This is a genomic window from Sterolibacterium denitrificans, assembly GCF_900174485.1.
In the GTDB taxonomy this organism is placed as follows: domain Bacteria; phylum Pseudomonadota; class Gammaproteobacteria; order Burkholderiales; family Rhodocyclaceae; genus Sterolibacterium; species Sterolibacterium denitrificans.
In genome coordinates, this window is the sequence record NZ_LT837803.1 from 2,390,139 (window position 1) to 2,403,965 (window position 13,827).

Below are 13,827 nucleotides of genomic sequence, written 5' to 3' on the forward strand. Positions count from 1 at the left end.
TCGTCCTCCGTTCCATTCGCGAGGCATCCAGGCGGCAGCGCGGCGGTTGACGCCTCCAGGAATGAGGGAATACTCATGACGACGAAAATACGCTTCCAGTCGCTAGCCGCCAATGCGAGCAACGTGCTGCGTTTCGCGCGCGGCCTGCCTGTCCGCCGCATGCTGCTGGCGGCCTTTCTGCTGCCCGCCTGCCTCGGCTTGAGCGCCTGCGACTTGTTCGGAGAAGAAGCCGAAGCCCGGGCAAGCGCCGCCAGGGATGCGGAAGGCCGCGCCATCGGCAGCGGCTGCCGCCATTCCGGCCGCGCGCTGGAAGACTGCTACACGCAGAACCCCAGGGCGCTCAAGGCCTCGGTATTTGCCGGCTGGCGCGACATGGATGGCTATATGCGCGAAAACAATATCGCGGTCGTGCCGCCACCCGACTACCGCGCCACCATGATGGAAGGCATGCTGCCCGCCGTCAAACCAGAAGCGCAAGCGGCCGCAGCACCCGAGCCGGCGGCGGCAGCGGCGAAGCCCGAAAGCAGAATCGACAAGCCAGCCGCCACAGCCGTCAATACGCAGACACAGACGCCGCCGACGCCACCCGCACCGACGACGCCCCCGAAACAACCCTGATCGCCGTTGCGGCTCGATTTTCTGCCATTTCCGCCGGCATCACCCTATCTGCGGTACAATCCTGCCCCTGTCGTCCTGCCGGTTGATGACAGCCATCGGTCGCACCTCGCGGCGGCCGATTTCGGCCCACCCATACTCTGCTGCCTGAACCGGCGCATGCCAGGCCAGAGCAGGAGCCATCATTGAAATTTGAAGACCTCGGGCTGATGCCCGAACTGCTGCAAGCCGTTGCCGATGCCGGCTACAGCGCCCCGACACCGATCCAGGCGCAATCCATCCCCATCATCCTTGCCGGCAAGGACATCCTCGGCGGCGCCCAAACGGGCACTGGCAAAACGGCCAGTTTCACCCTGCCGATGCTGCAACGCATCGCCCGCCACGCCAACACCTCCTCGTCGCCGGCGCGCCATCCGGTACGCGCGCTGATCCTCGCGCCGACGCGCGAACTGGCGATGCAGGTGTTCGAGAACGTCAAGACCTACAGCAAGCATCTGCCGCTGCGCTCGACCTGTCTCTATGGCGGCGTCGACATCAAGCCGCAGATCGCCGAAATGATGCAGGGCCGCGAAATCATCGTCGCCACGCCGGGGCGTCTGCTCGACCACGTCCAGCAGAAAACCGTGTCGTTCAATGCCGTCGAATTCCTCATCCTCGACGAAGCCGACCGCATGCTCGACATGGGCTTCATCCCCGACATCAAGCGCATCCTCGCCCTGCTGCCAAAGGAACGCCAAAGCCTGCTGTTCTCGGCAACCTTCTCCGAGGAAATCCGCAAGCTCGCCGACACCATGCTGAAGTCGCCGCAACTCATCGAAGTGGCGCGGCGCAACGCGGTATCGGAAACCATCACCCACCGCGTCTATCCCGTCGCCCAGGAAGACAAGCGCCACCTGCTCGTGCATCTGCTGCGCGAACAGGAATTGCGCCAGGTGCTGGTCTTCGTCGGCACCAAGTTCGGCGCCAGCCGTCTGGCCCACTACCTGCAGCGCCAGGGCATCGAGGCCGACGCCATCCATGGCGACAAGTCGCAGCAGCAGCGCACCGAAGCGCTCGAAGCCTTCAAAGCCGGACGCGTCAAGGTGCTGGTCGGCACCGACGTCGCCGCGCGCGGCCTCGACATCGACGACCTGCCGCACGTCATCAACTACGAACTACCGCACGTCGCCGAAGACTACGTCCATCGCATCGGCCGCACCGGCCGCGCCGGCAAGCCGGGGGATGCGACCTCGCTGGTCAGCCCGGCGGAAAAGCAGAACCTCGCCGAAATCGAAAAGCTCATCAAGATCAAGATCGAGCAGGTCAACACGCCCGGCTTCGAACTGATCGACGACCAGGGGCACACCAGCCCCGACGCCAAAGGTGGCCGCGCACGCAGCCAGGGACGCGCGCGTGACGAATTCGGCGCCTCCGCCGCCCGCGAATCACGCCAGGAACGCAGCCGCAAAACCGACCGCGAACGCGCCGCCGAAAATCTGCAGCGCCGCCCCAGCACGGAAAAATCCGCCTCGCCCCATCTGCCCAAGCTCGACTTCGACCCCAGCAAACCCTACGAATCGCGCCCGGACCCCGGCAAAACGAACCAGCCCTCCGCCGAAAAACCCAACCCACGCCGCGCGCAACGCCCCGTCGCCGCCCTACTCGGCGGCCTGGGGAAGAAAAAGGATGCGGCCTGATCTTCAGGGCAACCACTTTCGGCGGCAATCCCCGGTAGTCCCCCGCCCGACAGTCGTATCAAAAGTCGAATTTCCAGGACAAGGAAGTTCTACACCGCGCCATTGCTTGCCATGTGCTTCGGCTTGATCATTTCTTGCCCGCTTTCATCTTTCATATCCGTTTTTGAAAATCTGTCACACCACGGCCAGCCGCTCCACCGTGTCGGGAAACTTCTCGACCAAGCGGATCAGCAGGGCAGCCTGAGCATTCGGCCTGGCTCGCCCCTACTCCCAGTTTTCCAGGGTGTGGGGATCGATGCGCAAAGCGGACAAACACCGGGCGCGACAGGCGCAGACGCCCACGCAAGGCCAGTAGCTCGGCGGCGGTCACACCCGGCGCGGCGCTGATGACCGACGCGCGGGCAAGCCCCTATCTCTCTTCGCCCTACCACGCCCTCATTGCCGAATGGAGCCGCAAGCTCCACGTCCTCGAAGCCTTCAACGGCCAGTATTTCTTCAACCTGCCCTCGCAAAAGAGCCAGACCGCCAGCGCCAGCGTTGGGCTTTCCGTGGTGGCAGGTTCAAAAAAACCGGGTGCGACGGCGATTGAAGCCTTGCCCACCTTGCGCGTGAACTTTTCCCAGGCCCAGCTCGATTTGCTGCAACAGGCCTACGACAGCCTGAGCGAAAGCCTCTATGCCAGCCTGGTGCTGCAGACGCGACTGAAGCCCTATCTCGACCAGATCGAACTGGTGATCGACGACAACGGCATTCGCCTGGATGCCACGGCACTGAATCAGATGCTGGCCGACAAGCGCGCTCTCGACCCCGAGAACGCACTGGCCGACCTGTTCGACCTGGACAAGTATGCCGGCGGCTGTCGTTGGATTTGCTGGGACGACACTTGGGACAAACCCACGGCGGCGAACGACGCGAGCTGGGCACAAGCGGCGTGACGCAGAGTCCATGTGGGATGCAAATCTATAACTTTTGCCATATTGAAATGGCATCGTGCCTCAGGTAATCTGGCGGCCTACAAATATAGGTTCAGTGTCAGGGTGCCCATCCCCTGCAAGGGGAAAACGAACGGGCACAAGATCGCTTGTGCCGGCAAAGAACGAATAAAAACATGGAAACACAGACGATGCGGTGGGTGACACATGAACGCGAACGCCGCTATCGATGAAACTCGGCGCAGGCGGAACGGCAAGGCAGCAAATCAAAACGGGAGGGCGGTGGCGTGACCGCCGAGTACGTCGCCCAGAACATCAACCGGATCAAGGGCAAGGTGACGATATTTTTACTACCAGATGCCCAAAGGCTTACAGGCAGATGAGGTGCCGAATATGGGGCAGCATGCCATGTACACGAGTTTAGTGAAGGAGGAAAGTTGATGACGTACACAGACTCATTAAGGCTGATTGTTTGGGTTTTCATAGTTTTCTGGGCGATTTGGTATGTATACGTCCAGCTAGAGCGTCTAAACAGAAACGTCTTCGAGCGACTAAAGAGTATGGTTTTAAAGCGATCTGAGGAATCCACAGGTGCACTTCGAGCAATTGGCCTTGTTGTGTATTCGCCATATGTAATGCCTGTTCGAGCAGCAATTGCTTGGCTCATTATTGTACTTGTCATGTTTATTTTCTAAAGGGATAAAAATGAGTTGCGATCAAGAAAAAATCATAAGTCCAATTACAGCAACAAATAAATGGGTTTCCGCAATCAATTTTATTACTGGAAGAATTAACCCTGCAGCTGGTGCCGTGACTGGGCAGTTCGCAATTGCCACGCAGTCTGGCGCAAGCGCGGTGGCGCTTGCGAATGGTGATGGGACCGCCGCTACAGCAATTCCTGGTGTTTCCATCAGCGCGCCAACAATGGCTTGGTTTGCGAAAGTTGGTAGTTGGATATCTGTCATAGCCAAAGCCGCTGGTGTTGTTGTGCCAGGTGTAGGACTGGTATCTGTTGGAATGACTGTCATTTCCGCTGCGGCTGCAGCTGCAGCGAATAAGACATTCAATGACATTGTTACCGATCCCAGTTTCTGGGATGCATTTGGCAACGGCTCACCTGACGCCTACTTACAATCAAAATATGGGTTGACCATCAATGACTTGATGAATACTCTTTGGGAGGCTCTTCTCACAGGCGAGACGAAGTCGTTAAATACTTGTCCCAAAGATTTTCAGGATGCCAAATCCTGGGTCCAACCCCGCGACCCCATCCTCCTGGACTTGGATGGCGATGGCCTGGAAACCGTCGGCCTTTCTGCCAACATCTACTTCGACCACGACGGCGACGGTGTATTGACGCGTACCGGCTGGGCCGGCAAGGACGATGCCCTGCTGGTCTGGGATCGCAATGCCAACGGCAGCATCGACACCGGCGCAGAGCTCTTCGGCGACTTCACACCGCTGCCCAATGGCACGCTGGCGCCGAATGGCTTTGCCGCACTGGCCGCCCTCGATTCCAACGGCGACGGCATCCTCGACGCCACCGACCCCGCCTTCGCCGAACTGCGCCTCTGGCGCGATGCCGACCAGAACGGCGTGACGGGCGCAGGCGAACTGATTTCCCTACTTGATGCTGGCATCCTCAGCCTGAACCTCGCCAATACCCTCAAGAACAAGAACCTCGCCAACGGCAATCAACTCACCCGCGAAGGCAGCTTCACCCGCACGGACGGCACCACCTCCGCCATGGGCGAATTCAAGCTCGCCATCGACACCTTCAACACCCGGTTTGCCGAACAGATCGAAGTCCCCGAAGCCCTCAAGACCCTGTCCAACATGCAGGGGGCCGGCAACGTGCGCGAACTGCAGCAGGCCGCTGCCCAGTCCGGCGACGTGGCCAACCTGCTCGCCCAGTTCCAGTCCGCCACCACCCGCGCCGAGCAAAGAATTCTGCTCGACCAGCTCATCACCACCTGGGCCGACACCGCCGGCATGGCGGGCAGCCTGGAAGAGCGTGTCGCAGACAAATACCGCATCGAATACGAAGCCTTCGGCAATGAACGGCGCAGCAGCAATCTCAAGACCACTGCATCCAGCGGCATCGGCAACGCAACCGCGCTGCTCAGCGATGCCGACAGCCCCTATCTCTCCGAGCCCTACCGCGCCCTCATTGCCGAATGGAGCCGCAAGCTCCACGTCCTCGAAGCCTTCAACGGCCAGTATTTCTTCAACCTGCCCTCGCAAAAGAGCCAGACCACCAGCGCCAGCGTTGGGCTTTCCGTGGTGGCAGGTTCAAAAAAACCGGGTGCGACGGCGATTGAAGCCTTGCCCACCTTGCGCGTGAACTTTTCCCAGGCCCAGCTCGATTTGCTGCAACAGGCCTACGACAGCCTGAGCGAAAGCCTCTATGCCAGCCTGGTGCTGCAGACGCGACTGAAGCCCTATCTCGACCAGATCGAACTGGTGATCGACGACAACGGCATTCGCCTGGATGCCACGGCACTGAATCAGATGCTGGCCGACAAGCGCGCTCTCGACCCCGAGAACGCGCTGGCCGACCTGTTCGATCTGGACAAGTACGCCGGCGGTTTTCTCACCGGTACCAACTGGAACGGGATATTGGCGTTCGACAGTCTGATCGAGACGCTGCCCAATACCCCCGCCATCCAGGCCCTGCTCGACGAATTCAAGGTGCGCAGACTCGGTGCGGGCGACGACAACACCCAACTCGCCAACAAGGCCAATTTCGTGCTGGCCGGCGACGGCAACGACGTGCTGCGCGGCAACAACGGCAACGACCGGCTGTTCGGCCAAGGCGGCAACGACGCCATCCATGGCGGCAATGGCGATGACCTCATCTCCGGCGGCGCGGGCAACGACATGCTCTACGGTGGAGCCGGCGCCGATACCTACGTCTTCGGGCGGGGATACGGCCACGACACCATCATCGACGATGCCGAAGACGGCTTGCAGCGCGATACCGTGCGCCTGCTGGGGCTCAATCCTGCCGACATCCAGGTCACGGTCGATTACGACGACAATCTCGTCTTTACCATCGTCGATACGGCCGAAACGCTTTCCGTCCCGCGCAACGGCTACAGATGGGGGCCAAACGGCGTCGGTCAGTATGTGTTCGACGACGGCACGGTGTGGAGCCACGACGACGCACTCAGGATGGCAGTCGCCGCGAGCACCGAGGGCGACGACGTGATTCACGGCTCTGCCGCAGGGGATACGATTACCGGCCAAGCGGGCAACGATACGCTGATCGGCAACGGCGGCGATGATCTCATCGATGGCGGGGCAGGCAACGACGTGCTGATCGGTGCGTCCGGCTGGGACTATATTTACGAGGATGGCCAGTACCGGGGCGTGCGCAATGTCACGCCGCGGGTTACCGCCAACGGCAACGACACCTATCTCTTCGGCCGGGGTGACGGCCAGGATACGGTGATCGATGGCGACCACACCCTCGGCAACAGTGACACGCTGCGCTTCAAGGCAGGGGTGGCACCCGCGGATGTGAAGCTCATTCGCAACGGTAACGATCTGGTGCTGGCGATTCGCGACAGCAGCGACCAGGTGACGCTCAAGCAGTATTTCGATGAGGATTGGAACGGCGCAAATGGCCCTTACCTGATCGAGCGCATTGCCTTTGCCGATGGCACGGTACTGAGCTTTGCCGACGTGCAAGCCATGCTCTTTGCAGGTAGCGAAGCGGCGGAAACCATCATCGGCTCGCGGGTGGCGGACGTGCTGACCGGCCAGGGCGGCGATGACGTGCTGCTCGGCGGCGCGGGCAACGACATCCTGGATGGCGGAGCAGGCAATGATGTGCTGCGCGGCGGCGGGATGATGGATGCCTCGGGCTGGATCTACGACAATGACGGCGCAGGCGACACCTATCGCTTCGGTCGGGGTGACGGCCACGACCTCATCATCGAAAACTCGTGGGGTCAAGATGAGACCGACCGCATCGAGTTCAAGGCGGGCGTAGCGCCCGCCGATGTGCGTTTGGAGCGGGTGCGTATCGTGAATGGCCGGCAGGTCAGCGACGACCTGAGGATCACCATCCGCGATACCGGCGAGACGCTCACCATCCAGAACCATTTCAACGAGAGCAACCGCTACGCGGTGGAAGAAATCGTCTTTGCCGATGGCACGCTGTGGGATGCGGAGATGATCAGGTCACTCAGCCTGCTGGGCGAAGCCGGCAACGACGAACTGCGCGGCTTCAACGGGCGGGATGATGTGCTGGCGGGTGGTGCAGGCAATGACACGTTGGCGGGCGGCTCGGGTTCCGACACCTACCGCTTCGGCCTGGGCGACGGCCTGGACATGATCGACGAGGGCTACACGGCTGGCGAGGACACGGTGGCGCTGGGCGCTGGTGTGACGCCTGCCGATGTCACCGTGCGCTGGACGATGCAAGGCGACATGGCGATCACCCTGTCCGATGGCAGCCGCCTGACCGTACGCGGCCAGACGGCTACCTGGTCGCTCGAGCGAGGCATCGAACAACTGCGCTTTGCCGACGGCACGGTGTGGGATCGGACTGCGCTGTCCGCCCGCGCGCTGGCGGCGACCGACGGCGATGACGTGATCGTCGGCAGTTACGAAGATGACACCTTGGACGGTGGCGCAGGCAACGACCACTTCCAGAACCTGGGCGGCGATGACACCTATCTGTTTGGTGTTGGCGACGGCCAGGACGTAATCGAACCAACCTATGGCCGCGTGCTGTTCAAGCCGGGCATCGGCCAGAACGACGTGAACTTTACCCGCGACGGCAAGGATCTGATCGCCACCGTCGCCACTTCGGGCGATGCGGTGCGCATCAAGGCCTGGTTCAACAATTACAGTTGGCAGCGCATTGACCGTTTCGACTTCGACAATGGCGCAAGCCTTGATGAAAGCGACGTGTTCGCCAAGCTCGGTGTGAGCGAAGATCAGGAAGTCCTCTACGGTTCGCCGGGCGATGATGTGCTGATCGGCACCGAAAAGGACAGCACGCTCCATGGCCGCGAAGGCAACGACACGCTGGTCGGCGGCGCGGGCAGCGACTGGCTCTTCGGCGAAGCCGGCGACGACACCTTGGACGGCGGCGCCGACCGCGACTGGCTCTCCGGCGGCGAAGGCAACAACACCTACATCGTGGCGCCGGGGATGGGGCTGGATATCGCGGTCGGCGCAAGCCTGGCGGTAGCCAGCGACACCGTGGTCTTCGCGCCGGGCATTCGCCCGACGGACATATCGGTGCAGTTGGGTGAGGCCTACTGGATCGAGCAGGCAGGTGAGCTCGGGTATTACGATCTGGTCATCGGCATCGGCGGCAACGATGCGCTGATCGTGTGTCCCGATGACTGGACTGATCTGTCACGTGGGGCCATCCAGCATTTCCGTTTCGACGATGGCACCGAATGGACGCTGGCCGATGTGATTGCCCGCGCCGATGGCGGCATCATGGGATGGCAGGAATACTACGAGGGTGAGGAGACCACCCTCCTTGGCAGCCAGGCCGATGACGAGATTTATGATTACAGCGGTCAATCGCTCACCGTGCAGGCTCGCGGCAACAACGACAGGATTCATCTGGCAACCGGCAATAACCGGGTTTCCGCCGGCAGCGGTGACGACAACGTCGACCTGGGTGCCGGCGATGATCTGCTTGCCGGAGAGGCGGGTAACGATGAGCTCAGTACCGGCGAGGGTGACGACGTGGTCGTCTTCAACTACGGTGACGGCAACGACACGCTGCGCACCGAGGAAGGCACGGATACCCTGTCCTTCGGTGCGACGGTAACGCCCGCCCTGCTCTCGGCGGCGCTGAATCGCGACGGGCGCGTGGTGCTGCTGGTGGATATGGGCGCGGGCGGCTCGATCACGCTCGACGGCACCCGCATCGACGATCTGCCGGGCGATCTGGAGCGCATTCAGTTCATCGATGAAGATGGCAGGACACGGGTTTTCGATTTGGCGGGTTGGCTGAAAGCCAATTCGGGCGCCTTGCTGTCGGCAACGACCGCCGCGCCGTTGGCCTTCGATGGCACGGGCTTCGAGCTGACCCGCTCGGTCGCCCCGGCGGGCGGGTTGGAGGCGGTGGCCTATGCGCAGTCCGGCGATCTGTTCGCTGCCGCCCATCTCGCCAACAACACGCCGACCGACGGTGATGATCTGCTCTACGGCACCAATGCCGGTGAGGCGCTGGATGCGGGCGCGGGCGACGACATCGTACTGGGCCTGGCCGGTGATGACACCATTGCCGGCGGGGACGGCAACGACCTGATCCACGGCGGCGCGGGCGATGACGTACTCGACGGCGGCGCGGGGAATGACACCATCTATGGCGGTTGGGGTACTGACGTTCTGGCGGGAGGCACGGGGCACGATGCGCTTTATGGCGAGTGGGGTGGTGATACCTATCTGTATCAGGCGGGAGATGGCGTAACCATCATCGACGACGACCACCGCATGCTCACTTGGGAGCGCGACATTGGCCCCTGGTTCTTCAGAGGAACTCTCGATTACAACGTGCTCAATGGCGCCCCTGGCGACGGTGACGACGGTGACGACGGTGACGACGGCATTTTTGTCGATGATGCGCCCAACATCCTCAGTTTCGGCCCCGGTATCCGTCCGCAGGACCTGCGCTATTCGGAGCGGGACGGCGATCTGGTGATCGAGTTTGCCAATCAGCCCGGTGACCGGGTGATCCTGCGCGGCTACGTGCCGGGGCGTGCCACGCAAACGCGTTCGGTGGACATCATTCGTTTCGCCGACGGCACTGAAATCGCGGCGGACTCCATCGAATTGACCGGCATGACCGCAACGATAGGCGACGAAGGCGGCTGGCTGTATGGCACGCCGTTCGCCGACACCCTGATCGGCGGCGATGGCGACGACATGATTTACGGCGAAGGCGGCTCGGATTTCCTGGCGGGCGGTGCCGGTTCGGATACCTACAATATTTACAAGGAATGGGGATCGGGGCCTGCCCAGACGACCATCGTCGAAACCTGGCGGGCGCAGGACGACAACCGTATCGAACTGACCGGCCAGATCGATGCCGATGCGCTGCACCTGGCCTTCGATGGCCGCGATCTGCTGCTGTGCCTGAATGAAGATGGCGACTTGATCCGCTTTGCCGGATTCGACCCGCGCGCACCGGGCATGCAGGCGCCGGTTTCTGAAATCAGCCTGCCTTGGGAAGACATCACGCTGTCCTTCGACGACTTGATGGCGCGCGGCGTGCGCATCATCGGCACGCCTAACGACGACGTGCTCACCGGTACGGCCTTTGTCGACTGGATCGAAGGCCGCGAGGCCAATGACGCCATGAGCGGCGGCGCGGGTGGTGATCTCTACCGCATCGACGCCGATGGCGGCACGGACACCATCATCGACAGCGAAAACGGTGACGCGCCCAATATGCTGCTGCTGCCCGAGGGCACGACGCTGGATGATGTGCGTCTGTCCTTCGATCAGGACGGTTTTTTGATTCTCGACCTCGACAACACTGGCAACCGCGTGCGCCTCTCGGGCTTCGATCCGCAGAACCCGCTGGGGCCGCGCGCGGTGGATCGCTTCTACTTCGGTATCACCGGCGACGAGATCGGTTACGAGGAATTGCTCGCGCGCGGTTTCGATATCGTCGGCACGAATGAACGTGATGTGCTCAAGGGAACCACGCTCACGGATCGCATCCGGGGCGGCAACGGCAACGACCTGATCGAGGCCACGCCGGGCGGCGACTGGCTGGCCGGCGAAGGCGGCAACGACACCTATGTCGTGAAGCTGGGCGACGGCATCGTCACCATCGATGACCTGGCTGAACAGAATGCCGGCAACGTGCTGCGCTTCGGCCCCGGCATCGATCCCAACGCGATGCGCAACAACCTGCGCTTCGAGGCAGATGGCAACGGTGGCCACGTGCTGCTCATCCCCTACGGCGATGCGGGCGACGTCGTGCGGCTGACCGGATTCGATCCGCGGGATGTGCTGGGCAATCACGCCATCGAGCACTTCGAGTTCGCCGATGGCACGGTGGTGGATTACGCCACCCTGGTGTCCTGGACTTTTGTGGTCGAGGGCGACAACGCGGGTAACGTGCTGGCAGGCACCAACGTCGGCGACCGTCTCTACGGCTACGACGGCGACGATGTCATGGAGTCCGGCGACGGCGAAGACGTGCTTACCGGCGGCTTGGGCAACGATGTGTTGCGCGGCGGCGCCCAGCGTGACGCCTACGTGGTCAATCTGGGCGATGGCGAGGACGTCATCGAGGATGACCTCGATGCGGGTATCGGCAACATGCTCACCTTCGGCGCGGGCATCGCCCGCGAGGACGTGCAAGTGGCGTTGGACGGTGACGATTTGCTCGTTCGCTACGGTGCCGATGGCGACATGGTGCGCGTGAGGAACTACGCTCCGGATGGCGCGAGCGCTGGCACGGTGATCGACACCTTCGAGTTCGCCGACGGCACCGCCGTCACACTGCGCGAGTTCATGAACCGCGCGCCGGAAGTGGCCAATCCCATCGACGATCAGGTTGCCCTGGAAGACGCGGCCTTCAGTCTGCGTTTGCCCGACGACCTGTTCATCGATGCCAATGGCGACGACATCCTGACCCGGGTGACGGTATCGGGTTACGAGACGCAGCCGGACTGGCTGCAGTACGAGGCCGCCACGCGTACCCTGTTTGGCACGCCGGACAACGACGACGTGGGCGAGTTCGACGTCATCGTGCAAGGCATGGACACGCTGGGCGCATCGAGCCTGCACAGCTTCCACGTCACGGTGCAGAACACCAACGACACCCCGGAAACCGGCACGCTCATTGCCGCCCAGCAAGCGACCGAAGACACGCCGTTTGCCTTCACCGTGCCGCAGGATGCTTTCCACGATGTCGATGCAGGCGACGTGTTAACCCTCTCGGCCACCCAGGCCGACGGCTTGGCGCTGCCGTCGTGGCTCCAGTTCGATGCGGCGATGCGCAGCTTCAGCGGCACCCCGGCCAATGGCGACGTGGGCAGCGTCTCCGTGCGCTTGACGGCCGCTGACGTGGCCGGCGCACAGGCGAGCCAGACTTTCGCCATCGGCGTGGCCAACGTCAACGATGCTCCCGAAGTCGGCACGCCGCTGGCGAACCAGAGCGGACGTGCGGGCACGGCGCTGAGCTGGCAACTGCCCGGTACGGCTTTCGTCGATGTCGATGCGGGGGACGTGCTGGCCTACTCGGCCACCCTGTCCGACGGCAGCACGCTGCCCGGTTGGCTCGCCTTCGACGCAGCCACCGGCACCTTCAGCGGCACCCCGTCCTCGGCAGGCAACCATGTCCTGCGGGTTACCGCCACCGACCTGGCGGGCGCGCAGGCCAGCCAGACCTTTACCCTGGCCGTCGAATCCGGCGGCGGCAACCAGGCGCCGATCACCACCACGGATACCGCCAGCCTGATCGAGGACCGCAAGCTGCTGACCTGGGGCAATGTGCTCGACAACGACCGCGACCCGGAAGGCGGGCATCTGCATGTGGCCGACCCCGGCATCCGCTGTGGCGAATACGGCCTGCTGACCTTGCTGCCCAACGGCGCCTACGCCTATGTGCTCGACAACTTCTCCGCCAAGGTGCAGGGGCTGGGCGCAGGCGAGACGCTCACGGAAACCTTCGGCTACCTGGCCAGCGACGGCAGCCAGCGCAGCAACGGCGCATTGACGGTGACCGTGCAGGGCACGAACGATGCGCCCGAACTGGCGCGCTGCCTCGCCGACGTACAACTCGCCAGGGGCAAAGCCTTCTCGTGGCAGATGCCCGCGGGCAGCTTCAAGGACGCCGACCGCAACGACACGCTGAGCTACACGGCAACGCTATCCAACGGCAAGGCGCTGCCGGCCTGGCTCAAGTTCGACGCCGCGACGCAGACCTTCAGCGGCACCGCCCCGGCCATTACCTTGGGCAGCATCGACGTGCGCATCACCGCCAGCGATGGTCAGGGTGCGCAATCAAATGCCTCGGATGTATTCAAGATCAGCTTTGGCAGCAAGACCGTGGTGCCGGCCGCCGCCCAGGGCAACGAAAGCGTGGACAACGGCAACGTTGTCGATGCGCTACTCGCCGGCGTGGGCAGCTTGCTGGGGCAGCTTGGCCAACCGAACCAACCGAACCTCAAGCAAGGATCGGAACGTGACGATGATCCATTGGCGCGATTCCTCGACAGCTTCAAGCGCGATGACCTGTCCGCCCAGTCGATTCGTTCGGCCCTGCCTGTGCTCGATCCCCGCTGGATCGAGGAATGGAGCGGGCAATGGGATGAGCAAACCGGTCATGGCCAGGCCATCGACGATGTGGCAGGCCAGTGGGCCGCGCTGACCCAGGCCTTGAACCGCCTCGATGCCGAACGCCAGGACGCGCCGGCCTGGGAGCACGTCAACCAAGGGGCCGACCTCTCCGGTCTGGCGGGCTGGATGCAAAGCAGCCTCCAGAGCACGCGCGGCGGCATCGATGCCGTCTCGCTGAGCGGCGGCGCAGGTACCCTTCTCAAGGGCCTCAGCGGCATCAAGGAAGGGCTGAGCAAGCTGTCATGGTAAGCCGTCAGGCCCATGGGATG

General features: G+C 62.7%; 5 protein-coding genes. 4 read left to right on the plus strand and 1 reads right to left on the minus strand.

The features are described from left to right. Positions 1 to 75 precede the first annotated feature (75 nt). The 3 genes from SDENCHOL_RS14325 to SDENCHOL_RS10850 all read left to right on the plus strand — a co-directional run bounded on the left by SDENCHOL_RS14325 (position 76) and on the right by SDENCHOL_RS10850 (position 3,226). Positions 76 to 618 (plus strand): hypothetical protein, encoded by a 543-nt coding sequence (locus SDENCHOL_RS14325; protein WP_197706905.1) that lies wholly within the window; start codon positions 76 to 78, stop codon positions 616 to 618. 182 nt (positions 619 to 800) lie between these two features. Beyond that, on the plus strand, positions 801 to 2,291 hold the full coding sequence (locus SDENCHOL_RS10845) for a DEAD/DEAH box helicase (protein ID WP_154717218.1): 1,491 nt from the start codon (positions 801 to 803) through the stop codon (positions 2,289 to 2,291). A gap of 386 nt (positions 2,292 to 2,677) precedes the next feature. Further along, positions 2,678 to 3,226, plus strand: a complete 549-nt coding sequence (locus SDENCHOL_RS10850; RefSeq protein WP_154717219.1) for a hypothetical protein — start codon at positions 2,678 to 2,680, stop codon at positions 3,224 to 3,226. 713 nt (positions 3,227 to 3,939) lie between these two features. Here the strand turns inward: SDENCHOL_RS10850 and SDENCHOL_RS14250 are convergent. Further along, a complete protein-coding gene (locus tag SDENCHOL_RS14250; protein WP_172955070.1) occupies positions 3,940 to 4,296 on the minus strand; it encodes a hypothetical protein in 357 nt (118 codons plus the stop codon). A 208-nt stretch (positions 4,297 to 4,504) separates the two neighbouring features. Here SDENCHOL_RS14250 and SDENCHOL_RS10855 point away from each other — a divergent pair, with 208 nt between their 5' ends. Beyond that, a complete protein-coding gene (locus tag SDENCHOL_RS10855; protein WP_172955071.1) occupies positions 4,505 to 13,807 on the plus strand; it encodes a calcium-binding protein in 9,303 nt (3,100 codons plus the stop codon). The last annotated feature ends 20 nt before the right edge of the window (positions 13,808 to 13,827 follow it).